We start from the raw sequence: 23,397 nt of genomic DNA on the forward strand, positions 1-23,397 counted from the left end.
CACGCCGTGCGACTGATCGCGCTCCTGGTGGTCCTGGTGCTGACCGCCACCTCCTGTTCGAGTGACGACGACCGTCCCGACGTGTATTCGGCGCTGACGGCGACGATCGGCGAATCGCTGGCCGTCCTCGGTTGGAACATCTCGGTGACCGACCTGCGCTTCGACGCCGACTACGTGCTCGTCGATATCGACGCCGCTCCGGCGCAGCAGGGCGCACCCCATACCACGCCGCGCGACATCCGCTTCGGCCTCTACGGGGCCCTGGACCATCCCGTGGAAGCCAACGTGATCGGCGGCTGTGAGGATGTGACATCGCTTGCACTGCAACCGGTTTCGGCGCAGGATCCGGATCGGATGTCGGGCACCGTGTGCATCGGACCGTTCCGTGACCAGGCTCAGGTGCGCGGGGTGTACGCGTATTCACCGCGCGACCGCATCGCCGGGACGACCGTCGCCTACCCCGTCGCGTTCCCCGTCGGGCTGCCCGAGATCAACGCCAACGACACCGGATTGGATTTGACCACCACGAGCCTGGACGCGTTCCGCGCCGACGGCACCGCCCTGAACCCGACCGCCCTGGGTGACCCGGAGGCCTTCACCGGCAAGGGATACATGCTGATCGGGCTCGACATCAGCGGGTTGGCCGCTCGCTACCGCGATGACGCCGCCGCCCGCGGCGGCCCGCTGATGGTGGTCGCCGCCCCGACGGTGCCGGGTCGCGGCCTCAGCCACGCCTGTGACGTCTACGGAGCGTCCGTGCTGGTCCTGCCCGAGGCGTCGCGCGACGGCGTGCATGTGCGTGCGTCGCTGTGCACCCAGGGGGAGATCAACGAGGCGCTGCTGTATGCGACGGTGTCGGTGGTCGGCACCCATGCGGCGCTGTGGACGCGCTGATGACCAATTCGCCCGGTCCCACCGAGTGGGGCGAGGGGCCGGGCGTCGGACCCTGGCCGGGTCCTCTGCCCGACGACCCCCGTTACGACCCGAACCTGTTGCGCGACGGCGACACTCGCAACGTCGTCGACGCGTACCGGTACTGGACGCGGGAAGCGATCGTCGCCGACATCGACGCCCGACGGCATCCGCTGCACATCGCGATCGAGAACTTCGGCAACGACGCCAACATCGGCGCCGTGGTTCGCACGGCGAACGCGTTCGCCGTGCACACCGTGCACATCGTCGGCCGGCGACGCTGGAACCGGCGCGGCGCCATGGTGACCGACCGATATCAGCGGTTGTGCCACCACGACAGTACGGCCGCGCTGCTCGACGCCGCCGCCCGGGACGGGTTGACCCCGGTGGCCGTCGACAACGTGCCGGGCGCGGCGCGTATCGAGGAGGTGACGTTGCCGCGGGCGGCGCTGCTGATCTTCGGCCAGGAGGGGCCCGGTATCACCGACGACGCGAAAAGCGGTGCGGCGCTGACAGTCTCAATCGCGCAGTTCGGCTCCACACGAAGCATCAACGCGGCGGTCGCCGCCGGCATCGCGATGCACACCTGGGTCCGCCAGCACGCCGACCTCGACCTGGCCTGGTGATTTCAGCAGAATCCACACCGCGACGGCCGAGGACAGCAGCAGGAGCGCGCCGACCCCGGAGGCCACCGACAATCCGTGCGTGAATGCGGTACGCGCGGCGTCGAGAAGGCCCTCGGCCTGGGCCGGCCGCAGTGTCTGCGCTGCCTCCAGGGCATGCGGCAGCGAGTCGCGGGCCTGCGCGGCCGCTGCGGCCGGCACCCCCGGCGCGACGACCACTGTGCGGTACACCGCGGTGACGATCGAGCCCAGCACCGCGATACCCAGCGCCATGCCGAGCTCGTAGGCCGTCTCCGACACGGCTGCCGCCGCGCCGGCCCGCTCTTTGGGCACGCTGGCCAAGATGACGTCGCTGGCCACGGTGAACGCCAGGCCCAGCCCCACGCCGACGACGAACAGCGCGATGCCCAACGGCAGGTACGGGGCGATCGGCGTGAACACGAGCAGCGAGACCATCATCCCCGCCATCGCCACGCCGACCAGTGCGAGCCCGGTGGTGAGCACCGCCCGGTGGGACACGTAGCGCACCAGCAGGCCGGCGAGCACACCGAACACGGTGGCGGTCAGAGCGGCCGGTAGTTCGGCCAACCCGGCCTTCAGCGGGCCGTAGCCGTGCACCAGCTGGAAGTACTGCGACAGGAAGAACACCAGTCCTGACAGCCCCAGCACCGAGAGCAGGTTGCCGGCGACGACGCCGGAGAACCGCGGGTTCGCGAACAGCCGCACGTCGATCAGCGGGTGCGGCAGCCGCAGCTGCCTGCGCACGAACGCGACCAGCGCGGCCGCGCCGAGCGCGCCCGCGACCACCACGTCAGCCCCGACGCCTTCGGCCAGGCTGGTGAACCCCTCCTTGATCGCGTAGACCACGCCGATCATGCCGACCATCGACAACGCGACGCTGGGCAGATCCCACGGTCCTGGCTCGGGATCGCGGTGTTCGGGCAGCAGTAACAGCCCGCCCACCACGAGGACCACCATCACCGGGATGTTGATCAGGAAGACCGACCCCCACCAGAAGTGCTCGAGCAGCACGCCACCCACCACGGGTCCCAGCGCGGCGCCGGCGGAGAACGTCGCGGCCCAGATGCCGACCGCGATGCTGCGTTCCCGTTGATCGGCGAACAGGCCGCGGATCAGCGCAAGCGTGGCCGGGGCCAGCGTCGCACCCGCCATGCCGAGAAGCGCGCGGGTGCCGATCAGCATCGGCGCGGTGCTCGAGTACGCCGAGATCGCGGAGACCGCGGCGAACCCCGTCGCGCCCCAGAGCAGCAGTTTCTTGTGACCGATGCGATCGCCGAGGCTGCCCATGCTGATGAGCAGCGCGGCGAGCACGAAGGAGTAGATGTCGCCGATCCAGAGGATCTCGGTGCCGGTGGCGCCGAGGTCGGCACTGATGAACGGTGTTGCCAGCGCCAGGACGGTGCCGTCGACACCGATGAGCAAGACGGCGAGGGTGAGGACGCCGAGTGCGAGCCAGCGGCGAGTCATGAGGTACGTACTCCGTTCAACAGAAGGTCGATGATGAGTCGGGTGCCGTCGCGGGCGGCCACTCGGCCGGCGCGGATGGACCAGTCGGTCGCGGCGACCAGGCTGTAGAAGGACTCGGTCAGCCAGGCGGCAGGCAGGTCGGGCCGGAACACTCCGTCGCGTTGCCCGCGGACGAAGAGCTCTGTGATCGCGCCGTCGACCTCGTCCCACACCTCGATGCAGGCGGTCACATCGTCCTGGCTCTGGCTGTAGAGCAGCGCGAGGTAGGGCGCGATGGGCTCGCACGCCATCACCAGCCGGCGCAGCGCCTCGTCGGCAGGTCCCTCGTGGAGACGGACGACGGCCAGCACCTCGCTCATCTCCCTGATGGCGAGCTCCTCGAGCGCCGCCATCAGCGCGGTGCGACCCGAGAAGTGCCGGTGCAGCGTCGCGCGGCTGACGCCGACCGCCGAGGCGATCTCGTCCTGCGTCGCGTTGGGCCGCCGCCCGAGGTAGTCGGCGGCGGCGCGGAGCAAATCTTCTCGCGTCGACATGAGACGACTATAGCTCACGTGAGACACATTTGTCTCATGGCTTTTGGGGGAGTGGGTGAGGCAGGATCGACGCATGGATCAGATGTGGGCCAACCGCGCGGCCAGCGCCGAAGCCGCGATCGCCGCGCGCCACCTCCGCAAACTGTGGGGGCTGCCGGGCACTCAGCTCGGCGTCGTGGCGTGGCCGGCGACGGGCGGCCAGCGGCGCTTCGGTACCTGGCACTACTGGTGGCAGGCCCACCTCATCGACAACCTGGTCGACGCGCAGGTGCGGGACCCGCAGCCCGACCGGTTGACGCGCCTCACCCGCCAGATCCGCAGCCACCGGCTGCGCAACATCGGCCGGTGGACCAACGACTACTACGACGACATGGCCTGGCTGGCCCTGGCGCTCGAACGCGCCGGCCGGCTGGCCGACGTGGGTCGACCCAAGGCGCTGGACACCCTGGCCGACCAGTTCCTGAGCGCGTGGGTGCCCGAGGACGGCGGCGGCATCCCGTGGCGCAAACAGGACCAGTTCTTCAACGCCCCCGCCAACGGTCCCGCCGGAATCTTCCTGGCACGCACCGAAGGCCGGCTGCGCCGGGCCCAGCAGATGGCCGACTGGATCGACGAGACCCTGATCGATCCCGAGACGCACCTCGTCTTCGACGGCATCAAGGCCGGCTCCTTGGTGCGCGCCCAGTACACCTATTGCCAGGGCGTGGTGCTGGGCCTGGAAACCGAGCTCGCCGTCCGCACCCAGGACTCGCGGCACGCCGAGCGCGTGCACCGGCTGGTCGCCGCGGTGGCCGAGCGCATGGCCCCGGCCGGGGTGCTCAAGGGCGCCGGCGGCGGTGACGGCGGACTGTTCCACGGCATCCTCGCGCGCTATCTCGCGCTGGTGGCGACCGATCTGCCCGGTGACTCGCCGGAGGACGAGTCGGCGCGCGCCACCGCCGCGACGTTGGTGCTGTCCTCGGCGCAGGCGGCCTGGGACAACCGTGCGACGGTCGAGGATCTGCCGCTGTTCAGCGCGTTCTGGGAGCGCGAGGCGCAGCTGCCCACGGCAACGTCCGGTGATGCCGAGTTCGTCGCCGGTGCCGTGAACTCCTCGGAGATCCCGGAGCGCGATCTGTCGGTCCAACTGGCAGGGTGGATGCTGATGGAAGCAGCCCACGCCGTTTCCGGTCGGCCGTGACCGAAGCCGGTACCCCGCCGCGGGGTTTCCCGCTGCGGCCCTCGCGTCTGAGCCGCGGCAGTGGCACGAACAAGACGACCGACAACACCGCGGCGGCGCTGCTGCTCATCGCCACCATCGTCGCCATCCTGTGGGCGAATTCGCCGTGGGCGCAAGCGTATTCGACGCTGCTGCACACCGAGGTCGGGTTCACCGTCGGCTCGTATCACGCCGAGATGTCGGTGCAGCACCTGGTCAACGACGCGTTGATGACGTTCTTCTTCTTCATCGTCGGCCTCGAGGTGACCCGGGAGTTCACCATCGGCGAGCTGACGGACCGCTCCCGCGCCGCGGTACCCGTCGTCGCCGCGATCGCCGGGCTGGTGCTGCCCGCGGTCGTGTTCCTGGCGCTCAACCCGTCGGGGGAGAACGCGCACGCGTGGGGTGTGGTGATCTCGACCGACACCGCGTTCCTCGTCGGCGCGCTGGCGATCATCAAGCCGGTGTTCCCCGCTCGCGTGCGGCTGTTCCTGCTCACCCTGGCCGTCGTCGACGACGTCGGCGCGCTCGGGGTGATCGCGCTGTTCTACTCCGACGAGATCCGATGGGTGCCGCTGCTGGTGGCTGCGGTGCTGCTGGGTGCGCTGGCGCTGGTGCGTAGGCTGCCCGTCGCACGCGGGCCCGCCTACGCGGTCCTCGGCGTGGCGCTGTGGGTCGCGCTGTACATGGGCGGGGTGCATCCCACCCTGGCCGGGGTGGCGGTCGCGCTGCTGATCCCGGTCTTCACCCCGGAACGACGGCCGGTCGAGCGCGCGGTCGAGCAGATCCGCGCGTTCCGGCAGTCGCCGAATTCGCGGTACGCCCGCGCCGCGAGCCGCTCGCTGCAGGAGTCCATCTCGATCAACGAACGGCTGCAGACGGCGGTCGGGCCGGTGGTGTCGTTCGGCATCCTGCCGATCTTCGCGTTGGTCAACGCGGGGGTGAAGCTGGATGCGGCGAGCGTGGGCGCGGCGCTGCGGTCACCGCTGACGTGGGGCATCGTCGCCGGCCTGGTGATCGGCAAGTTCGTCGGCATCACCGGTGCGACGTGGTTCATGCGCCGCACCGGGCTGGGCGTGCTCGCGCCGGGGCTGACGCTGCGCAGGGTGATGGGCGGCGCCGCGCTGTCGGGCATCGGGTTCACGATCTCGCTGTTCATCGTCGACATCGCGATCGAGGACCCGGGCCGCCAGGACCGGGCCCGTATCGGCGTGCTGGCGGCGTCGGTGCTGGCGTTCGCACTGGGCTGGGCGATCTTCCGGATCACCGATTGGCTCAGCCCGCCCGAACCGGTCGGCCTGCACCTGCTGCGTCCCGTCGATCCCGAGCGGGACCACCTGCGCGGCCGGCCCGACGCACCGCTGACGCTGGTCGAGTACGGCGACTTCGAGTGCCCGTTCTGCAGCCGCGCCACCGGCGCTATCGACGAGGTCCGCAAGCACTTCGGCGACGAGTTGCGGTACGTGTGGCGGCATTTCCCACTGGAGCGGGCGCATCCGCGGGCGTTCGACGCGGCCCGCGCCAGCGAGGCGGCGGCGCTGCAGGGGCGGTTCTGGGAGATGGCGCGTCAGCTGTTCGCCCATCAGGACGATCTCGACTGGGCCGACATCTACCGCTACGCCGTCGCTGCGGGCTGCGACATTGAACAGTTCGACCGCGATGTCCGGCTGCATGCGTCGAAGGTGCTGCACCGGGTGACCGACGATGCCGAGGACGCCCAAGCAATGGACCTGAATGCGACGCCGACGCTGTTCGTCAACGGGGTCCGGCACAAGGGGCCGTGGGACGCGGCGAGCCTCATCCGCGCGCTCGAAGGCGGGCGTTCCTTACGCCCGTGAGCGTCGGGATGTCCACTGTTGACTACCCACGAGCCACCGAACTGGAGGGTTGGCGTAGGGCGACTGCAACCAGGTTGCGAACATAGGACACGCCGCCGCCAAGTGTGGCGCGAGTGTCGAGACGTTCGTCGGCCTGCCGGTGTTGGTTGTCGACCAGGTCGACGCAAAAGCCGTGGTCTGGGGGATCCCATGGCTCACGTCGCGCTCGTGATGAGAAAGAGCACGACATGGATCGCTTACCGGCCGTCGACCATGACGGCATTTGCGTCCGCGCGTCGAAAGGCCAAGCATCGGCTTCAAAAACAAGGCCGGTGTGGTCCAAGGCTGCGACGCTGCGTAACCGTCGCGGTTTAGGGTCCGACAAGTGCCTGATCTGTGGGACATTCGGAGGGCGCGATCTATCCCGATCCGCGCCTCTCAGTGCGTGCCCGACGATTGAGTTTGCTATCGCTAGAGCGCGAGCATGGCCCCGCCCGAGAACGCCGAGTCATGGCATTCGATGGCTTCGGGCACCGCACCCGGCGGAATATCAAACGACACGGTCGCGGTGATTGAAAGGCCGGGATTAATGTCTTCCATCCAGTTCTCATCGCTGAGCGAGGTGGTGGCGTCGTAGGTATTGCCGTTGACGATCAAGTGTTGGTTAGACGCAGAGAAGCTGCGCGCGTCATCACCGATGTTCGTCACCTTCATGCGAACGCTGAAGAACTCGCCTTTTGCCTGCTCCGGGCTGAAGACACCCTCTTTGGTGGCCGACCGGTCGATCCCGAGGACTTGGAACTCGAATTTGCCATCGCGAACGGTCGACCCTGCTGGAGCGACCTCGTCCCCTGCCGATTGCACGGATGCAGACCTGGAGGTGTCCGATGTCGATGAGTTCTTCTCAGTCGCAGTGGAAGTGGCCGTGTCCTTATTGCCGCTCCCGCTGCCGAGCGACCCGAGGATGATTAACGCCAGGATCGCTGCGGCTACACCCGCGACGATCTTTACACCCTTGGAAAGACCCGGCTTTTCGGGCGTACTGGTACCGAGTGGCACGGGTGGCCCGAACGGCGCGTAGTTATCCGTCCACGCCCTGCCGTCGAAGTACCGTTGCCGGCTCGGGTCAGACGGGTCTGGATACCATCCCGCTCTTGGCTGGGTCACTGTACAAGCCCCCATCTTTAGTCAGTTGACCTACAGGTGGCCGCCAGCATAACCACAGCGGCCGACAAGATTTGGAAACGGGATGAACGGCTTCCGTTTCTACGCGTGGACGCGTCGCGAGTACTCGCACCCCAAGGGGGAGTTCTCCGCGCCTCCGCCCAATCACCGGCCGTAAAGCGGATGGCCGGTCCGCTGAGTAAATCAGCATCTCGATTTCCGTGCGAGTCATTGAGTCAAGCGATGACCATCGGCCTGCAGAAGGGCGTTAGGGCTCTGTGGGAGTCGGTACACGAGGTGTTCGACTTCTCGAAGGAGCCCGGCAAGTCTCATGTCCTGGCGCAGGCGTGACGGGTGGCCGACCTCGTCGCCGAGCCGTACGACCCTCAAACGAGGCCCTGCTGACCGCAGACGGCGCATCGGCCAGCACCTCATTTCCCCGTTCGTCGCAGACGCGCGGGCGCAGCGCCCCCGGCTCGGCTCCTAGCCGGCTCGGCTCAACCGACACCGACGATGCCGTCGCTATGGAGTGATCCTGGCTGTTATAGCCGTGTTCGACTGAGTGATTGGTTAGGCGGGTTCGCTGCCGATTTCGTCCGCTCGTGCCAGTGCGAGGAGAGTGCTTACTCCTTTCTTGACGCTCCCTCGCTCTTCCTTCCGCCGGGTGGAAAACGAATGCAACGAAAATCCGATCGGCATCATCCCGCACGGACGATTCCGAACACGACCAGCGCCGCCGCGATCCCGGTCAGCGCGAGCCCCGCGACGGTGACCGCCTCCCGGAACTGCGTCGTCTGACTCGCCGTCCAGTGCGCGGCGGTGATGGTGCCGGTGAACATAGCCGCCAGGATCGTCCCGCTGACCGCGATGCCGACGCCGGACGTCACCTCGCTGGACGTGTCGACCAGCGCTGTGCCGATCGTGGTCCGGTTCTCGGGCAGCCCGCGCAACACGTTCACCGCTGCCACCACGCCGACCACCCGCAGGCCCGCCGCCACTAGCACCAGCGCGGTCGCGACCCACGGATAGCCGAAGCGGCCCAACACGGCGTACACCGCGAGTCCGAGCACGACCGCCGAGGCGCTGAGCCAGGCGGCGCGTTCCGGCCCGACCCGAGCCACGAAGGGCCTGACGACAAAGCTTCCTGCGATGAGCACTGCGACCTGCGGCAGCATCCCGATTGCGGCGAGCGCCGGGGGCCAGCCCCAGTCGAGCTGGAGCTGCAGCGTCACCAGGTAGCCCAGGCCGGCGATCGCCAGCCCGGCTGCGGCCTTGAACGCCAGGCCGCTCGCCACCAGCGGGTGCGCTACCAGCTGCAACGAGATCAGCGGGAACCGTGCGGTCCGCTCCCTGAGCACGAACGCCACGCAGCCGACCACCGCCAGGCCTCCCGTCGCCCACGGCAGCCACGCACCGGCACCCTGCTCGACGAAGAGCGTCGGCGCGACCAGCGCGCACGCGATCGCGATCGTGCCGAGAACGCCGCCCGCGACGTCCAGCGGATCGCGATGAAGATCCTCGGCGCGGTCGGCCGTGATGCCGACGCGCACACCCACGATCGCGAGCAGTGCGATCGGCGCGTTGACCAGCAGCAGCACCTGCCAGGGTGCGATCTCGATGACGAACCCGCCCACTGTCGGGCCGATCGCGAGACCGACCAGTCCCACGGTCGAGATCAGCGTGATCGCCCGCATGCGCAGCGTGTCGTCGTCGAACAGCCGGAACGCCAGCGCCATCGCGCCCGGTGTCGTCATCGCCGCCGCGACGCCGGTCAGCACCCGGACGGCGATGAGCTGTTCGGCCGTCGTGACGAACACGGTCGCCAGGCTCGCGGCGGCGAGCAGGGCGAGGCCGACAAGCATGACGCGACGCCGTCCGACCCGGTCGGCGACGGCCCCGAGTATGAGCATCAGCGCGCCGAACACGACGGCGTAGGCGCCCGTCACCCATTGCAGTGCGGCGGTGGAGGCGTGCAGGTCGCGGCCGATCGTGGGCAGCGCGACGGTCAGGATCGAGTTGTCGAGCATCTCGAACAGGAACACGGCCGACAGGCCCAGAAGGGCCGGCCAGGCCTGGGTGAGCGAGCGAGGAGAGACAATGCTCTGGATGGTCATGTCACTAAGCTAAGTGACTAAACTAAGTGAGTCAACAAAGTGAGGTGGAATGCCCAGGACCTCGGAGCGCGGCGGGCCGATGACCCGGCGAAAGATCTCGGATGTCGCGACCCGGATGTTCCTCGATCGCGGGTTCGACGAGGTGACGGTCGCGCAGGTCGCCAAGGAGGCCGGAGTCTCGAGCGTGACGGTGTTCAAGCACTTTCCGCGCAAAGAGGACCTGCTGTTCGACCGCGTCGACGACGCCGTCGAGATCCTGCGGGCGGCGGTGCGTGACCGCGCCCCCGAAACCGCCGTACTGACGTCGCTGCGCGACATGGCGTTCCGTCTCGTCGACGAACGCCACGCCCTGTCCGGGGTCAAGGACGGATCGATTCCGTTCTATCGAACCGTCGCAGGATCGCCGGTGCTGATCGCCCGGCTGCGGGAGATCGCCGCCGAACTCGTGCAGGCGCTGCGCGAGGCGCTCGACGCGGACCCGCAGTTCGAAGGTGACCCGGCCCTGTTCCCCGCGCTCGTCATCGCCGGATACTCGACCGTCCTGACCGAAACGGCACGCCGCGTCATCGGCGAAGGGTCGCCGGAACCGGTTGTCGACGACCATCGCCGCCGTCTGGGTCAACTCTTCGATGCACTGCAGAACGGGCTCGAACAGTCCTAACGGCAGGTGCGGGCGAGCTCGTCGAGGCGGATGTCCAGCACCGCGGCCAGTGCGGCGACCGTGGTGAACGCCGGTGTGGCCAGGCGGCCGGTCTCGATCTTGCGCAGGGTCTCCGGTGAGATGGCTGCCGCGCGCGCGACATCGGCCGCCTTCCGGGTGCCGCGGGCGGCGCGCAGATAGGCCCCGAGGCGAGCGCCTGCTGCCCGCTGCTGCGGGGTCAGGGGAGAACGCACCATGGGCCAAGAATAGGCCCCCGGGCCTACACTGGTATTTTTATACCGGTCTGCGGAAGGGTGTTCATGGTCGAGTTGAAGACGGCGGCTGAGGTCGACGCCATGGGCGTCACCGGAGCGTTCATCGCCGCACTGCTCGACGAGCTGGCCGAGCGCGCGCAGGTCGGGGTCAACCTGCTCGACCTCGAACAGCGCGCGCGGGAGCTGATCGCCGAGCGCGGTGCGCAGTCCTGCTACTGGGACTACGACCCGTCCTTCGGTCGCGGACCGTTCCGCAACGTCATCTGCTTGTCCGTCAACGACGCTGTGCTGCACGGACTTCCGCACGACTATGTGTTGCGCGACGGGGATCTACTGAGCATGGACATCGCGGTCTCGATCGACGGATGGGTGGCCGACTCCGCGCGCAGCATCATCGTCGGCACCCCGCGCCCCCAAGACCAGCGGATCATCGAGGCCACCGAGCACGCGCTGGCCGCGGGCATCCACGCGGCCCGCCCGGGCAACCGCCTGGGCGACATCTCGGCGGCCATCGGCGCGGTGTCAGCCGAGTACGGCTACCGGGTGAACACCGACTTCGGTGGGCACGGCCTGGGCCGCACGATGCACGAGGACCCGCACGTGTCCAACGTCGGGCGTGCAGGACGGGGCATGGTGCTGCGGCCGGGTCTGACACTGGCATTGGAGCCCTGGCTCGCCCAGGGCACGAACCGGATCGTCTACGACCCGGACGGGTGGACGATCCGGTCGGCCGACGGGTCCCGCACTGCGCACAGCGAGCACACGATTGCGGTCACGGATGGTGCGGCTCGGGTGCTGACGGCCCTGCCTGACCGGCCGCCTTCGCCGCCTTCCGGCGCTTGTACCACTCCCAGATCATCGGCGTGATCGAGGCGACCGCGATCAGGATGAAGATCGGCTCGAGCAGCTTCTGCACGACCTCGAACTGGCCGAGGCCGTAGCCCATCAGCGTCAGGCCCACACCCCACACGACGGCGCCCAGCACGTTGAACGCGGTGAACAGGCCGTAGCTCATCTTCGCCGCGCCCGCGGTGATGGGCGCCAGCGTGCGCACGATCGGCACGAATCGGGCGATCACGATCGCGAACGGCCCGCGCTGCTCGAAGAACAGATGCGCCTCGTCGAGGTAGCGCTGCTTGAGCACGCGCGCGTTCGGCTTGAACATCGCGGTGCCCAAGCTGCGGCCGATCCAGTAGCCCACCTGGCCACCCAGCACGGCGGCGATGGGGATGAACACCAGCAGCTGCCACAGGTGGAAATTCGCGTCGACCGCGTCGGCGCGCGCGGCCGTGCCCGCCGCCAGCATGCCCGCCACGAACAACAGCGTGTCGCCCGGGAGCACCGGGAACAGCACACCCGATTCGACGAAGACGACCACCAGGATGCCGACCAGCGCCCAGGTGCCGAAGTATCCGATGAGATTTATCGGGTCCAGGAAATCGGGCATCAGCGCGAGATTGTCGACGACCACGGCCCCAAGGGTACCGGCGGCTTAGGCTGAGGCATGCCCACGCACAAGGCCGTCCAGGTTCCCGAAGCCAACGCCGCGCTGACCGTCGTCGAGGTCGACACCCCCTCCCCGTCGGCCGGTCACGTCCGGATCGACGTCGCCGCCTGCGGCGTCTGCGGCACCGACCGCGAATTCCATGCCGGGCACTTCCCGGGCTTGCAGTGGCCGCTGACGCTCGGCCACGAGATCGCCGGCACCGTCGCCGAGGTCGGGGACGGGGTCGAGGACTTCGCCACCGGTGACCGGGTCGCGGTCGGCTGGTTCGGCGGCAACTGCAACCGCTGCATCCCGTGTCGGCAGGGCCACTTCATGCAGTGCGTGCGCATGGAGGTTCCCAGCTGGCACTACCCGGGCGGCTACGCGGAATCGGTGACCGTGCCGGCCACCGCGCTGGCCCGCATCCCCGACGGGTTGTCGTTCGTCGAGGCCGCACCGATGGGCTGCGCCGGGGTGACGACGTTCAACGGGTTGCGTCAGACCCGCGCGAAAGCCGGCGACGTCGTCGCGATCCTCGGCGTCGGCGGGCTCGGCCACCTCGGGGTGCAGTTCGCCCGGGCGATGGGCTTCGAGACCGTCGCGATCGCGCGGGGTACCGGCAAGGCCGAGGAGGCCACCCAGCTCGGCGCGCACCACTACATCGATTCCACCGCCCAGGACGTCGCTGCCGAACTGCAGAAGCTCGGCGGGGCCGCGGTGGTGTTGGCGACGGCGAACAACGCCGAGGCGATGGCCGCGACCGTCGGAGGTCTGAGTCCGGAAGGTGAGCTGGTGGCCGTCGGCGTCACGCCGGAGAACCTGCCGATCAGCCCGCTCGATCTGATCAACTCGGGCCTGTCGGTGAGCGGCCACCCGTCGGGCACCTCCCGCGACGTCGAGGAGACCATGCACTTCGCCGTGCTGTCCGGCGTGCGGGCGATGGTCCAGGAGCGGCCGCTGGCCGAGGCCGCCGAGGCGTTCCAGCTGATGGATTCGGGCCAGGCGCGCTACCGCATGGTTCTGACCGTGTGAGCATCCGCCGCACCTGAGATACTCCAAACCACCCAAGCCGAGAGGAACAGTCATGCCCATCGCCACGCCCGAGGTCTACGCCGAGATGCTGAGCCGGGCCAAGGAGCACTCGTTCGCGTTCCCGGCGATCAACTGCGTCGGGTCGGAGAGCGTCAACGCCGCGATCAAGGGCTTCGCCGACGCCGGCTCCGACGGCATCATCCAGTTCTCCACCGGCGGTGCGGAATTCGCGTCGGGTCTCGGTGTCAAAGACATGGTGACGGGTGCGGTGGCGCTGGCCGAGTTCGCGCACGTGATCGCCGAGAAGTACGACATCACCGTCGCGCTGCACACCGACCACTGCCCCAAGGACAAGCTCGACGGCCTGGTCCGTCCGCTGCTCGCGATCTCCGCCGAACGCGTCGCCAAGGGCCAGAACCCGCTGTTCCAGTCGCACATGTGGGACGGTTCCGCGGTGCCGATCGACGAGAACCTGGAGATCGCGCAGGAGCTGCTCAAGCAGGCCGCCGCGGCGAAGATCATCCTGGAGATCGAGATCGGCGTGGTCGGCGGCGAAGAGGACGGTGTCGAGGCCGAGATCAACGACAAGCTCTACACCACCCCCGAGGACTTCGAGAAGACGATCTCTGCGCTCGGCGCGGGTGAGCACGGCAAGTACCTGCTGGCGGCGACCTTCGGCAACGTGCACGGCGTGTACAAGCCGGGCAACGTCAAGCTGCGTCCCGAGGTGCTGGCCGAGGGGCAGAAGGTAGCCGCGGCCAAGCTGGGTCTGCCCGAGGGGTCCAAGCCGTTCGACTTCGTCTTCCACGGCGGGTCCGGTTCGCTGAAGTCCGAGATCGAGGATTCGCTCAAGTACGGCGTGGTCAAGATGAACGTCGACACCGACACCCAGTACGCGTTCACCCGGCCGATCGTCGGCCACATGTTCACCAACTACGACGGCGTGCTGAAGGTGGACGGCGAGGTCGGCAACAAGAAGGTCTACGACCCGCGCAGCTACTTCAAGAAGGCCGAGGCGTCGATGAGCGAGCGCGTGGTCGAGGCGTGCAACGACCTGCACAGTGCAGGCCGCAGTGTGACCGCGGGCTGAACGAAGAGAAGCCCGCAATCAGATACCGCGGGCCAGCTACTGCGGGGCCTGGCAGATCTTCCACTGCTCGTCGGTGAACTCCAGGTCGAAACTGCGCGTCGAGCGGGTCTGCGGCGCGTAGGCCATGAACGTGGTCACGTTCGCCTCGGCGTGGTCGCCGTTGACGACGACCTGGTCGATGCTGGCAACCACGGGGTACTGCTTGGCCGCCGCGACCCGGGCGTGGGTCTGCTCCCACGCGTCGTCGTTGTAGGCGACGTAGGTGTCGCGGGTGCTGCCGCAGGTGATGCTGCGCAGCGCCGCCAGGTCGCCGTTCTGCACCGCGACGTCGAAATCTGAAATGGTGTCGCGCACCTTGTCCTCCTGCGAGGCGGCCGCTGACGACCCGCGGGTGAGCAGGATGGTGCCCAGGATCGCGACGGCCGCGAGCGCGGCGATCACCAGCACGATCGCGATCACCCAGCCCCAGCTGCGTTTCTTGCCGGGTGGTTTGGGGGCGTCGTCGCGGGCCGGGATCTTCTGCGGCGCAACGTTTTGCGCCGCAAAAGCCTCGGTCTCGGCCGCCCCGCCGGTGTCGAAGACCTCGGTGGCCGGTTCCTGTGGCCGGTTGATGATCTGGGTGGACCCGGCGTCGAAGCCCGACGGTGCGGTGAATCGCCGCTCACCCGCCGCAGGGTCCGACTGCTCACCCGGATCCGCCGGCGCGAACACCTCGGTGGCGGGCTCATCCTGTGAGTGTGTTGCTTCGTCCGGTTGATCCGGGCCAGTGGGGTTCGACATCGGTGCTGCGGTCCTCCTGACGGCTACGGGCGAAGCTTATCCATCCGCGGTGACGGTCGGGTAACTGTGCACGGCACAATGGGGGCCATGACTCGGATGGGCGATCTCCTCGGACCGGAACCTGTACTGCTGCCCGGCGATCCCGAGGCCGAAGCAGAGTTGGCCGCCGCGGAGAGCCCGGCGATCGTCGCTGCCGCGCACCCCTCGGCGTCGGTGGCGTGGGCCCAGCTGGCCGAGGATGCGCTCGCCGAGGACCAGGCGGTGACCGCCTACGCCTACGCCCGCACCGGCTATCACCGCGGGCTCGATCAGTTGCGCCGCAACGGCTGGAAGGGTTTCGGCCCGGTGCCCTACGCCCATGAGCCCAATCGCGGCTTCCTGCGCTGCGTGGCGGCGCTGGCCCGAGCGGCTGACGCGATCGGCGAAGTGCCCGAGTATCAGCGCTGCCTGGACCTGCTCGACGACTGCGATCCGGCAGCGCGCGGTCAACTCGGGCTGGCCTAGACACCCCAGAGCGCGGCGATCGTCTCCGACGACGCCCGCTCGACCGCCAATACCTCCGGCCGCAGCCGGACTGCGGCTTCCCGCTGATCCCGCGGCCCGGCCTCGGCGGCATCGAGCACGTCGAGCATGTCGAGCGTCGTCCGCTGCAGATCCCGTCGCGCGGTGCGCGCTGCGAGGCTGGTCGCGTCGCCCGCCGCCGCGAACGGCTGGGCGAGTGCCAGCGCGGCTCGGGTCGACGCCAGCGCGTCGGCGAGCCGGTGGGTCTCCTGTCGGCCCGCCAGTGCCAGGTACACCGCCAGCCCGATGGCGCAGCCGATCAGCGTGTCGACGCCGCGGGTCAGGAGCAGGTGTCCGACCTGCCCCGGCTCCAGCGGGTGGCTCGCCGTACCGATGGTCAGTGCGGTGGCGGTGATGAACACCGAGGCGAGGAGATAGTTGCGGGCCACCAGCATCTCGATGGCGAAGTTCAGCAGGGCCAGCACTGCGGCCAAGAGCCAGCCCTGCGGGTGGACGAAGACGATCGCCGCGGCCAGTGCCAGCCCGATCCAGGTGCCGAGGAGGCGCTCGGCACCCCGGCGCATCGCATGGCGCAGCGGCGCGCCCTGATGCAGGATCAGCACCGCCGCGGCCATGGCCCAGTAGGCCCGGTCGACACCGAGGCCCACGGCGGCGAATCCGGCGAGCGGCACCCCGATCGCCACGCGGACCAGCACCCGGCGCGTCTGCGAGCCGGTGCGAAGCGCCGCCCGCAGCAGATGCCGGGCGGGCACCGGCGCCGGCGGGGGCTGACCGGCGTCACGATGGGCGATCGTGTCGGGATCGATGTCGAACCGCCCGAGGGCGCGCGCCACGTCCGCGTCGTCGCGGTCGGCGCGGGCGTAGAGGACGTGCACCGCGTGGTTCGTGGCGCGCAGTCGGTGCAGCCGGCGGGTCTCGAAGGCGACGGGCTGTTGGTCGATCAAAGCTGTCCATGCCCGATGCAGCGCGTGCGCCGCCTCATGGCGCGCGGTGTCCTCGCCGGGCCCGCCGACGGCGTCGAGGTAGCCGGCCACCCGATCGGCCGCCGTGCGCACCGCCGCGCGCTCCGGGCGCCGTAACCCCGTCACCGCGCCGATCATCTGGACGGCCCACGCCACCGCACCGCCCGCCAGCACGAGTCCGCCGATCTGCCAGGGGCTCAGCCGGGACGCCGAGACACCGATCCCCGCGGCACAGGCCACGACGAAGACGTACGCTCCGGGCGGCCCGACTCGTAGCGCGCTGCACAGCCATACCGCGATCAGCGCGACGGCGGAGACGGTCAGCACGGCCGCCCACGCGACGTCGGCGGCCCAGGAGCCCGCGGTGACCGCCAGTGCCAGTGCGATCGCCACCACGGCGAGGTGGACGGCGCGGCTGAGGTAGGGCCGGCCCACCCCGAACCGCGATGTGAAGGCGCCGAGCGTGGCGATCAACCCGGCGCCGACGCTGCCGACGGCCGCGCCGACGAGGACGGGGATCGCGGTGCTGACCGCGGCGCGAACGGCGCCGGGCAGCCGTGGCGGGGTTACCGGTTCTGGCTTTCGCACTCGCAGTCGGCGGCCGAATCCGGCGGCTCGACCTGCACGGTCGCGTGGTCGAGCCCGCGCGCAGTGAGTACGGCGCGCGCATCGTCGAGCACCCGTGCCGAGTCACTGCGGCTGGTCAGGTGCGCAGTGACCATGTCCTTGCCGGGGACCAGGGTCCACACGTGTAGATCGTGCACCTCGGTCACGCCCTCCACGGCGCACAGTGCGGCGCGCAGTTCGTCGACGTCGATGTGGCTGGGTGAGCTCTCGGACAGGATGCGCAGCGCGGCGCGGGCCAGCGCGATCGCCCGGGGCAGCACCCACAGTGCCACCAGCACCGCGACCACGACGTCGGCATAGGGCCACTGGGTGGTGACGGTGACGATGCCGGCGATCAGGACGCCGATGCTGCCGACGGTGTCGGCGACGACCTCCATGTAGGCACCTTTGACCGCGAGGCTGTTCTCCGACTGCGAGCGCAGCAGCAGCACCACGGCGGCGTTGGCGAGAAGTCCGGCGAGCGCGACGACGATCATCGGCACGCCGGGCACGTCCGGTGCGCCGCCGAGCCGTTCGAATGCCTCGTAGAGGATGAAACCGGCGACGCCGATCAGCAGCACCGCGTTGGCGACCGCGGTGAACACCTCGGCCCGGTGCCATCCGTAGGTCCGCGACGGCGACGTGCTGCCGCGCCTGGCCAGGAGCACCGCGGTCAGACCCATGAACATCGCGACCAGGTCGGTGAGCATGTGCCCGGCGTCGGCGAGCAGTGCGATCGAGCCGATGGCCAGTGCGGTGCCGAGTTCGACGGCGAAGAACACGGTCAGGATCGCGGCGGCGATCACCATCCGGGATACGCGCGCATCGCCCCCGTGGCTGTGATCGTGTCCCGCACCCATGTCGGCGAATATATGCGCAATGACGCATATATGGCAAGGCTGTCGGAGGGAGCTATCGCAATGCCGACCAGAACCGCGTCAGTTCACCGCCGACGGCCGACAGGTACGCCGGGACGCCGGACAGCTCGAAGAGGGTGTAGACCCCGGAGAAGAACCCCCGGTTGACTCCGGGGGCGAACAGCAACAACACCAGCAGCAGGAAGCCCCACTGTTTGGCTGGTTCGACCGCACGCTGCGTCTGCGGACTCAGATGCGGCTCGAGAGCGCCGTAGCCGTCGAGCCCCGGGATCGGAAGGATGTTCAGCAGGAACGCGGTGATCTGCAGGAACCCCAGGAACGCGACTGCGGCCCAGAACACCGAGTGCGCCGGGTCGTAGAACAGCCGGGTCGCCGTCAGCAGCAGCACCGCGCACACGACGTTGGCCGCCGGGCCGGCGAGGCTGATCAGCGTCCGCTGCCACGCACCCATCCAGCCGGTTCGCAGGTAGACCGCGCCACCAGGCAACCCGATACCGCCGAGTGCGATGAACAGCACCGGCAACCCCAGTGACAACAGCGGATGCGAGTACTTCAGCGGGTTGAGCGTCAGGTAGCCGAGCGCCTCGACGTCGCGGTCGCCGCACCGCCACGCCGAGTACGCATGGCCGAATTCGTGCAGGCACAGCGACACCAGCCAGCCGAAGATCACGAACACGAACACCCCGAGGTAGGCCATCGGGCCGACCTGCGACGTCGACAGCCACGCCACGACTCCGCCGGCGACCGTCACGGCGATCAGGACCAGGAACAGAGGACTCGGCCGCACCGACCGGTGCAGCGGACCCCGGTCGTTCATCCTGATGAGGCCCACGCACCCCAAGCTACCTGCGCCCGACGTGCAACCAGCCCTGCGTGTGGCGATAGAACGTGGAACGCCGCACCGGGCGCGGCCCGGGCACCCCGTCTCGCACCACCTGCGCGCCGGTGGTGCCCAGCTGCGCCGCCCGCCCGGCCACCCAGCGGCGCGGGCGAAACGGGCCGGTCAGCACCGCGGCGCGCAACCCGGGCAGCTGCCCGGTCGGCTCCACACGGACGGCCGCCACCTCGCCGTCGAACAGCACGGTGTCGTCGACGACGGCTTCGCCGTGCACGGTGCGCTGGTTCTCCGGCGGCCGCCACAGCGCCGAGCCGACGACGACGCCACCGGTTTCGTCCCTGATCAACGGAACGCGGGTGGCCGGTGCGTGCAGGGCCCGGCCTGCGCCGAACGCATGGCGAACGTGGGCCACCTCGACGTCGAGACGGTCAGCGCGCAGCAAAGCCTTGAGCGCGGCGGCCAGGTCGGCGTCGCTGCCGACCACGACGACGCGACGCCACGTCGCGATCTCGTCCAGGTCGGTGCGGGGGAGGGCGCGCAGCGGTCGCGGCACCCGTGCGCCGCCCGGACTGAGCACCGCGACTGACGGAGGTGCTGCTCGCGATCGGATAAGGTAGCTCACCGGCTGCACACACTATGCACAGCATTCGAGCGGGAGAGGCGCGGCATGCCGGCAATCGTCCTCATCGGCGCCCAGTGGGGCGACGAGGGCAAAGGTAAGGCCACCGACCTGCTCGGTGGGCGGGTTCAGTGGGTGGTGCGCTACCAGGGCGGCAACAACGCCGGCCACACGGTGGTGCTCCCGACGGGGGAGAACTTCGCGCTTCACCTCATCCCGTCGGGCATTCTCACCCCGGGCGTGACCAACGTGATCGGCAACGGCGTCGTCGTCGATCCGGGCGTGCTGCTGACCGAGCTGCGCGGCCTCGAAGACCGCGGTGTGGACACCGACCGGCTGCTGCTGTCGGCCGACGCGCACCTGCTGATGCCCTACCACGTGGCGATCGACAAGGTCGTGGAACGGTACGCCGGCAGTAAGAAGATCGGCACCACCGGTCGCGGTATCGGTCCCTGCTACCAGGACAAGATCGCCCGGCAGGGCATCCGCGTCGCCGATGTGCTGGACCCGGATCTGCTGGCCGAAAAGATCGAGGGCGCACTGGAATTCAAGAACCAGGTGCTCGTCAAGATCTACAACCGCAAAGCGCTCGACGCGAACGAAGTGGTCGAGAACCTGCTGGCCCAGGCCGAGGGCTTCCGGCATCGCATCGCCGACACCCGGCTCCTGCTCAACACCGCACTCGAGCAGGGCGAGACCGTGCTGCTCGAGGGGTCGCAGGGCACGCTGCTCGACGTCGACCACGGCACGTATCCCTTTGTCACGTCGTCGAATCCGACCTCCGGCGGGGCGGCCGTCGGCTCCGGCATCGGGCCGACCCGCATCACGACGGTGCTGGGCATCCTCAAGGCGTACACGACCCGGGTGGGGTCCGGTCCGTTCCCGACCGAACTGTTCGACGAGCACGGTGAATACCTGGCCAAGACCGGCGGCGAGGTCGGGGTCACCACCGGCCGGCGGCGCCGCTGCGGCTGGTTCGACGCCGTCATCGCCCGGTACGCGACGCGGGTCAACGGCATCACCGACTACTTCCTCACCAAGCTCGATGTGCTCTCCAGCCTGGAGACGGTGCCGATCTGCATCGGCTACACCGTCGACGGCAAGCGGACCGACGAGATGCCGATGACCCAGAGCGACATCGCCCGCGCCGAGCCCATCTACGAAGAACTGCCCGGGTGGTGGGAGGACATCTCCGGCGCGCGGGAGTTCGACGACCTGCCCGCCAAGGCGCGCGACTACGTGCTGCGTCTTGAAGAGCTCGCCGGCGCGCACGTCTCGTGCATCGGCGTCGGGCCCGGCCGTGACCAGACCATCGTGCGCCGCGACGTGCTGGCGTGACCGACCCGACCCCGGGCGGGTTCCCTGATCTGCAACCGATCACCCCGCCGCCCGGGTTCGGCCGCTTCCTGGCGGCCATGCGCCGTGCCCAGGACCTCGCGGTGTCGGCGGCCCCCGATGCGGCGACGTGGGACGAGGCCGCCGACCAGGTGGAGCGGCTGATCGAGGTGCTGGCCCCGTTCGAGGCGGAGGAAGGGGTCGGCCCCGCCAACCGCGCGCCGTCGCTGCCCGGCACGGGAAGCTTGCTGATGCCGCCGTATCGCATCATTTCTTTCACTGACGCGGGCGTCGAACTGCAGGTAGAGTTCAGTCGGTTCTCGGTGGGCGGGAACCATGCCGTTCATGGCGGAGTGTTGCCGTTGCTGTTCGACAGCGTCTTCGGAATGGTGATCCATGCGACCGGACGCCCGATCAGCCGGACCGCGTTCCTGCACGTGGACTACCGCAACGTGACGCCGATCGACACGGTGCTCACCGCGAAGGGCTGGCTTCGCGAGGCCGAAGGCCGTAAGGCCTTCGTCAACGCAGAGCTCCGCGACCCGGACGGCACCCTGCTCGCCGAGGCGAACGGACTGATGATCCGGCTGCTCCCCGGACAGCCGTAGCGCTGCTCTCAGGGGGGCGATGGAGAAGGGCTTTCGCGAGTACCTGCTGATCTGGTGGCGGCAGCCGTTCGACTTCGAATGGACCCGGCGGCACCTGCAGTCCCGGGGTGTGATGCGAATCCACCAGGTGTTCATCGGCTCGTTCTCGCTGCTCTACGGGCTGACCGCGCTGCTGACGGTGGTGTGGGCAGCGCGCGACGGCGGCGCGGTGAACGGCCGGCCGCTGGTGATCGCGATCGCGATCAGCTCGGCGATCCTGGGCGCGATCTGGATCTTCGGCCCGCCGCCGACCGAGCGTCGGTCCCGCGCCTTTGCGATATACGCCGACATCGCGGTGATCGTGGTCATCGCGTGCTATCACGACGCCTTCACCGCGATGCCCGGCCTGGCGCTGCTCGCCGCGAACGGAATCTACGTCGTGGTGCTGCACGGCCCGCGGGCACTCGCCGCGCACCTCGCCTTCACCGTCGCGGCGTTCGCCGCGTGGTACGCCATGGCGCTGGCGCAGGACACGCAGGCCGTCAGTGTCATCACCATCCGTCTTCTGGTCCTGCTGCCGACCGTGGTGGGCGTGCCGGTGATCGTGCAGTCGTATCTGCTTGCTTTGCGGATGGGTGCGCTCGACTCGCTCTACGATCCGCTGACCGGGCTGCTCAATCGCCGGGGGTTGGAGGACGAGGTGACCGGGCTGGTGTCCGAGGACGGCGCGCATCTGGGGGTGCTGGCCGTCGACATCGACAAGTTCAAGGCGATCAACGACGGCCATGGCCACGACGCCGGGGATCAGGTGCTGGTGTCGGTGGCCAAGGGCATCCGCGACGCCGTGGCGGCCGCGGGTGTGCGGTCTCTGATCGCGCGCACCGGCGGGGAGGAGTTCGCGGTGGTGGTCCTGGCCCCTCCCGCCACGGTGCGCTCGGTCGCCGCGCAGCTGCACGACGCGGTGGCCCGTTGCGACGCCGCGGTGGTGCCGACCGTCAGCGTGGGTGTCGCGACCGGGTGGACCACCGACCGGGAGGCGTCGTCGACGGTGCACTCGCTGCTCGAGTTGGCCGACGGCGCGATGTACCGCGCGAAGAGCGTGGGCGGCAACCAGACCGTGGTCGTCGGCGCATGACAGAGCACCCGCCGGGCCAATTGCGCAGCCTCACGACTCCCCGCGCCGCCGCGTTGGCCGGGGTGGTGTTCGCGCTGCTGTTCGCGGTGATACTGGTGGCGCTGCGGCTGCCGGAGCCGACGACGAGCACCCGCCTGCGTATCGCGGTCGTGCTGACGCCGTTCGCGGGCATCGCGTTCCTGTGGTTCATCGGCGTGGTCCGCGACAGCCTGGGTCGCCTGGAGGACCGGTTCTTCACCACCGTGTTCCTCGGTAGCGGTCTGCTGTTCCTGGCGATGGTGTTCGCGGGGACCGCGGTCGAGGCGGGCCTGCTGGCCGGCAGGAAGGCGGGCATCGCGGCCGACCCGGAGGTGGTGGCGTTCGCCCACGGGTTGCTGCTCGCGTTGACCAACACCTACGCGCTGCGGATGGCCGCGGTCTTCATGATGTCGCTGGCCACCATCTGGCTGCGGACCGGCCTGATGGCCCGGTGGCTGGTGGTGACGACGTACCTGGTCGCGCTCAGTGTGCTCGTCGCCGGTGACGTCAGCCCGTGGATGACGTTGACGTTCCCGGCGTGGGTGCTGGTGGTCAGCCTGCTGATGTTCCGTCGTCCCCCGAATCGGCCTGCAACGCCAACGCCGCTGCCGGACAGAGGTTGACGGCCTGTTGCGCACGCTCCTCGGCGTCCCCGCTCACCTCGGCGGTGAGCACCACGACCACGCCGTCGTCGTCCTGGTCGAAGACGTCGGCGGCCACCATCACGCAGTTGCCGGCCTGGATG

Annotated in this window: 25 protein-coding genes and 1 pseudogene; 13 read left to right on the forward strand and 13 right to left on the reverse strand. The window is 69.2% G+C overall.

What is annotated here, in order from left to right:
• The first annotated feature begins 6 nt into the window (after positions 1-6).
• Both MHN84_RS16310 and MHN84_RS16315 read left to right on the forward strand, forming a co-directional pair.
• Entirely contained in the window at positions 7-894 is an 888-nt protein-coding gene (locus tag MHN84_RS16310; protein WP_241205570.1) for a hypothetical protein, read from the forward strand.
• Positions 894-1,538 carry a TrmH family RNA methyltransferase gene (locus MHN84_RS16315; protein ID WP_241205571.1) on the forward strand — a complete coding sequence of 215 codons (645 nt, stop codon included), beginning with the start codon at positions 894-896 and terminating at the stop codon, positions 1,536-1,538. Before MHN84_RS16310 ends, MHN84_RS16315 begins: the two co-directional genes overlap by 1 nt.
• Here the strand turns inward: MHN84_RS16315 and MHN84_RS16320 are convergent.
• Both MHN84_RS16320 and MHN84_RS16325 read right to left on the reverse strand, forming a co-directional pair.
• The gene (locus MHN84_RS16320) at positions 1,431-3,023 is read right to left on the reverse strand and encodes an MFS transporter (RefSeq protein WP_241205572.1); all 1,593 of its coding nucleotides are present in this window, start codon (positions 3,021-3,023) and stop codon (positions 1,431-1,433) included. The two genes, MHN84_RS16315 and MHN84_RS16320, sit on opposite strands and share 108 nt — an antisense overlap.
• Positions 3,020-3,556, reverse strand: coding sequence for a TetR/AcrR family transcriptional regulator (locus MHN84_RS16325; protein ID WP_241205573.1), 537 nt, complete (start codon positions 3,554-3,556; stop codon positions 3,020-3,022). The genes MHN84_RS16320 and MHN84_RS16325 overlap by 4 nt, the downstream gene beginning before the upstream one ends.
• A gap of 73 nt (positions 3,557-3,629) precedes the next feature.
• On the opposite strand from MHN84_RS16325, the gene MHN84_RS16330 reads away from it, so the two are divergent.
• Complete coding sequence (locus MHN84_RS16330; protein ID WP_241205574.1) at positions 3,630-4,736, forward strand: glycoside hydrolase family 76 protein; 1,107 nt, start codon at positions 3,630-3,632, stop codon at positions 4,734-4,736.
• Positions 4,733-6,592, forward strand: coding sequence for a Na+/H+ antiporter NhaA (gene nhaA / locus MHN84_RS16335; protein ID WP_241205575.1), 1,860 nt, complete (start codon positions 4,733-4,735; stop codon positions 6,590-6,592). The genes MHN84_RS16330 and nhaA overlap by 4 nt, the downstream gene beginning before the upstream one ends.
• Positions 6,593-7,042: 450 nt before the next feature.
• Here the strand turns inward: nhaA and MHN84_RS16340 are convergent, their stop codons facing one another.
• The 3 genes and pseudogenes from MHN84_RS16340 to MHN84_RS16350 form a co-directional block, all read right to left on the reverse strand.
• Entirely contained in the window at positions 7,043-7,630 is a 588-nt protein-coding gene (locus MHN84_RS16340; protein ID WP_241205648.1) for a DUF4352 domain-containing protein, read from the reverse strand.
• 39 nt (positions 7,631-7,669) lie between these two features.
• Positions 7,670-7,753, reverse strand: a pseudogene (locus tag MHN84_RS16345) (DUF2510 domain-containing protein); the annotation flags it as partial.
• A 680-nt stretch (positions 7,754-8,433) separates the two neighbouring features.
• Complete coding sequence (locus MHN84_RS16350; protein ID WP_241205576.1) at positions 8,434-9,849, reverse strand: MFS transporter; 1,416 nt, start codon at positions 9,847-9,849, stop codon at positions 8,434-8,436.
• 49 nt (positions 9,850-9,898) lie between these two features.
• Between MHN84_RS16350 and MHN84_RS16355 the strand changes: the two genes are divergently transcribed.
• Positions 9,899-10,510, forward strand: coding sequence for a TetR/AcrR family transcriptional regulator (locus MHN84_RS16355; protein ID WP_241205577.1), 612 nt, complete (start codon positions 9,899-9,901; stop codon positions 10,508-10,510).
• Here the strand turns inward: MHN84_RS16355 and MHN84_RS16360 are convergent.
• The gene (locus MHN84_RS16360; RefSeq protein ID WP_241205578.1) at positions 10,507-10,746 is read right to left on the reverse strand and encodes a helix-turn-helix transcriptional regulator; all 240 of its coding nucleotides are present in this window, start codon (positions 10,744-10,746) and stop codon (positions 10,507-10,509) included. The genes MHN84_RS16355 and MHN84_RS16360 overlap by 4 nt on opposite strands.
• A 63-nt stretch (positions 10,747-10,809) precedes the next feature.
• Between MHN84_RS16360 and map the strand changes: the two genes are divergently transcribed.
• Positions 10,810-11,631 (forward strand): type I methionyl aminopeptidase, encoded by an 822-nt coding sequence (map, locus tag MHN84_RS16365; protein ID WP_241205579.1) that lies wholly within the window; start codon positions 10,810-10,812, stop codon positions 11,629-11,631.
• On the opposite strand, the gene MHN84_RS16370 is transcribed toward map, so the two are convergent.
• Positions 11,537-12,211, reverse strand: coding sequence for a VTT domain-containing protein (locus MHN84_RS16370; RefSeq protein ID WP_255730530.1), 675 nt, complete (start codon positions 12,209-12,211; stop codon positions 11,537-11,539). The genes map and MHN84_RS16370 overlap by 95 nt on opposite strands.
• A gap of 57 nt (positions 12,212-12,268) precedes the next feature.
• On the opposite strand from MHN84_RS16370, the gene MHN84_RS16375 reads away from it, so the two are divergent.
• Both MHN84_RS16375 and fbaA read left to right on the forward strand, forming a co-directional pair.
• Positions 12,269-13,282 carry an alcohol dehydrogenase catalytic domain-containing protein gene (locus MHN84_RS16375; protein ID WP_241205581.1) on the forward strand — a complete coding sequence of 338 codons (1,014 nt, stop codon included), beginning with the start codon at positions 12,269-12,271 and terminating at the stop codon, positions 13,280-13,282.
• Positions 13,283-13,334: 52 nt separating this feature from the next.
• Positions 13,335-14,372: a class II fructose-bisphosphate aldolase gene (fbaA, locus tag MHN84_RS16380; protein WP_241205582.1), complete on the forward strand. Its 1,038-nt coding sequence runs from the start codon at positions 13,335-13,337 to the stop codon at positions 14,370-14,372.
• 36 nt (positions 14,373-14,408) lie between these two features.
• On the opposite strand, the gene MHN84_RS16385 is transcribed toward fbaA, so the two are convergent.
• Entirely contained in the window at positions 14,409-15,152 is a 744-nt protein-coding gene (locus MHN84_RS16385; protein ID WP_241205583.1) for a DUF4878 domain-containing protein, read from the reverse strand.
• Between the two features lie 87 nt (positions 15,153-15,239).
• Here MHN84_RS16385 and MHN84_RS16390 point away from each other — a divergent pair, with 87 nt between their 5' ends.
• On the forward strand, positions 15,240-15,656 hold the full coding sequence (locus MHN84_RS16390; RefSeq protein ID WP_241205584.1) for a DUF3151 domain-containing protein: 417 nt from the start codon (positions 15,240-15,242) through the stop codon (positions 15,654-15,656).
• Here the strand turns inward: MHN84_RS16390 and MHN84_RS16395 are convergent.
• From MHN84_RS16395 to MHN84_RS16410, 4 genes are read right to left on the reverse strand one after another with little or no spacing between them, the layout of a single operon-like run.
• Entirely contained in the window at positions 15,653-17,224 is a 1,572-nt protein-coding gene (locus MHN84_RS16395; RefSeq protein WP_241205585.1) for an FUSC family protein, read from the reverse strand. The genes MHN84_RS16390 and MHN84_RS16395 overlap by 4 nt on opposite strands.
• Positions 17,203-18,102 carry a cation diffusion facilitator family transporter gene (locus MHN84_RS16400; RefSeq protein WP_241205586.1) on the reverse strand — a complete coding sequence of 300 codons (900 nt, stop codon included), beginning with the start codon at positions 18,100-18,102 and terminating at the stop codon, positions 17,203-17,205. The genes MHN84_RS16395 and MHN84_RS16400 overlap by 22 nt, the downstream gene beginning before the upstream one ends.
• Positions 18,103-18,154: 52 nt before the next feature.
• Entirely contained in the window at positions 18,155-18,937 is a 783-nt protein-coding gene (locus tag MHN84_RS16405; protein ID WP_241205649.1) for a site-2 protease family protein, read from the reverse strand.
• Positions 18,938-18,962: 25 nt separating this feature from the next.
• Positions 18,963-19,511 carry a hypothetical protein gene (locus tag MHN84_RS16410; protein ID WP_241205587.1) on the reverse strand — a complete coding sequence of 183 codons (549 nt, stop codon included), beginning with the start codon at positions 19,509-19,511 and terminating at the stop codon, positions 18,963-18,965.
• 114 nt (positions 19,512-19,625) lie between these two features.
• Between MHN84_RS16410 and MHN84_RS16415 the strand changes: the two genes are divergently transcribed.
• From MHN84_RS16415 to MHN84_RS16430, 4 genes are read left to right on the forward strand one after another with little or no spacing between them, the layout of a single operon-like run.
• Positions 19,626-20,915 carry an adenylosuccinate synthase gene (locus MHN84_RS16415; RefSeq protein WP_241205588.1) on the forward strand — a complete coding sequence of 430 codons (1,290 nt, stop codon included), beginning with the start codon at positions 19,626-19,628 and terminating at the stop codon, positions 20,913-20,915.
• A complete protein-coding gene (locus tag MHN84_RS16420) occupies positions 20,912-21,520 on the forward strand; it encodes a PaaI family thioesterase (protein WP_241205589.1) in 609 nt (202 codons plus the stop codon). Before MHN84_RS16415 ends, MHN84_RS16420 begins: the two co-directional genes overlap by 4 nt.
• Positions 21,521-21,539: 19 nt before the next feature.
• Positions 21,540-22,634, forward strand: a complete 1,095-nt coding sequence (locus MHN84_RS16425) for a diguanylate cyclase (protein WP_241205590.1) — start codon at positions 21,540-21,542, stop codon at positions 22,632-22,634.
• The gene (locus MHN84_RS16430; RefSeq protein WP_241205591.1) at positions 22,631-23,275 is read left to right on the forward strand and encodes a hypothetical protein; all 645 of its coding nucleotides are present in this window, start codon (positions 22,631-22,633) and stop codon (positions 23,273-23,275) included. Before MHN84_RS16425 ends, MHN84_RS16430 begins: the two co-directional genes overlap by 4 nt.
• Here MHN84_RS16430 and MHN84_RS16435 read toward each other — a convergent pair.
• Positions 23,205-23,375 carry a ferredoxin gene (locus tag MHN84_RS16435; RefSeq protein ID WP_241205650.1) on the reverse strand — a complete coding sequence of 57 codons (171 nt, stop codon included), beginning with the start codon at positions 23,373-23,375 and terminating at the stop codon, positions 23,205-23,207. The genes MHN84_RS16430 and MHN84_RS16435 overlap by 71 nt on opposite strands.
• Positions 23,376-23,397: the final 22 nt, after the last annotated feature.

This window comes from Mycobacterium sp. PSTR-4-N (assembly GCF_022348085.1).
GTDB lineage: Bacteria > Actinomycetota > Actinomycetes > Mycobacteriales > Mycobacteriaceae > Mycobacterium.

What these genes read in the sequence shown, in the direction of transcription:
- MHN84_RS16315 (WP_241205571.1), top strand. Translation starts at nt 894, where the DNA reads ATGACCAATTCGCCCGGTCCCACCGAGTGGGGCGAGGGGCCGGGCGTC.
- MHN84_RS16320 (WP_241205572.1), bottom strand. Translation starts at nt 3,023, where the DNA reads ATGACTCGCCGCTGGCTCGCACTCGGCGTCCTCACCCTCGCCGTCTTG.
- MHN84_RS16325 (WP_241205573.1), bottom strand. Translation starts at nt 3,556, where the DNA reads ATGTCGACGCGAGAAGATTTGCTCCGCGCCGCCGCCGACTACCTCGGG.
- MHN84_RS16330 (WP_241205574.1), top strand. Translation starts at nt 3,630, where the DNA reads ATGGATCAGATGTGGGCCAACCGCGCGGCCAGCGCCGAAGCCGCGATC.
- MHN84_RS16350 (WP_241205576.1), bottom strand. Translation starts at nt 9,849, where the DNA reads ATGACCATCCAGAGCATTGTCTCTCCTCGCTCGCTCACCCAGGCCTGG.
- MHN84_RS16355 (WP_241205577.1), top strand. Translation starts at nt 9,899, where the DNA reads ATGCCCAGGACCTCGGAGCGCGGCGGGCCGATGACCCGGCGAAAGATC.
- MHN84_RS16360 (WP_241205578.1), bottom strand. Translation starts at nt 10,746, where the DNA reads ATGGTGCGTTCTCCCCTGACCCCGCAGCAGCGGGCAGCAGGCGCTCGC.
- map (WP_241205579.1), top strand. Translation starts at nt 10,810, where the DNA reads ATGGTCGAGTTGAAGACGGCGGCTGAGGTCGACGCCATGGGCGTCACC.
- MHN84_RS16370 (WP_255730530.1), bottom strand. Translation starts at nt 12,211, where the DNA reads ATGCCCGATTTCCTGGACCCGATAAATCTCATCGGATACTTCGGCACC.
- MHN84_RS16375 (WP_241205581.1), top strand. Translation starts at nt 12,269, where the DNA reads ATGCCCACGCACAAGGCCGTCCAGGTTCCCGAAGCCAACGCCGCGCTG.
- fbaA (WP_241205582.1), top strand. Translation starts at nt 13,335, where the DNA reads ATGCCCATCGCCACGCCCGAGGTCTACGCCGAGATGCTGAGCCGGGCC.
- MHN84_RS16385 (WP_241205583.1), bottom strand. Translation starts at nt 15,152, where the DNA reads ATGTCGAACCCCACTGGCCCGGATCAACCGGACGAAGCAACACACTCA.
- MHN84_RS16390 (WP_241205584.1), top strand. Translation starts at nt 15,240, where the DNA reads ATGACTCGGATGGGCGATCTCCTCGGACCGGAACCTGTACTGCTGCCC.
- MHN84_RS16400 (WP_241205586.1), bottom strand. Translation starts at nt 18,102, where the DNA reads ATGGGTGCGGGACACGATCACAGCCACGGGGGCGATGCGCGCGTATCC.
- MHN84_RS16405 (WP_241205649.1), bottom strand. Translation starts at nt 18,937, where the DNA reads ATGAACGACCGGGGTCCGCTGCACCGGTCGGTGCGGCCGAGTCCTCTG.
- MHN84_RS16415 (WP_241205588.1), top strand. Translation starts at nt 19,626, where the DNA reads ATGCCGGCAATCGTCCTCATCGGCGCCCAGTGGGGCGACGAGGGCAAA.
- MHN84_RS16425 (WP_241205590.1), top strand. Translation starts at nt 21,540, where the DNA reads ATGGAGAAGGGCTTTCGCGAGTACCTGCTGATCTGGTGGCGGCAGCCG.
- MHN84_RS16430 (WP_241205591.1), top strand. Translation starts at nt 22,631, where the DNA reads ATGACAGAGCACCCGCCGGGCCAATTGCGCAGCCTCACGACTCCCCGC.
- MHN84_RS16435 (WP_241205650.1), bottom strand. Translation starts at nt 23,375, where the DNA reads ATGGTGGCCGCCGACGTCTTCGACCAGGACGACGACGGCGTGGTCGTG.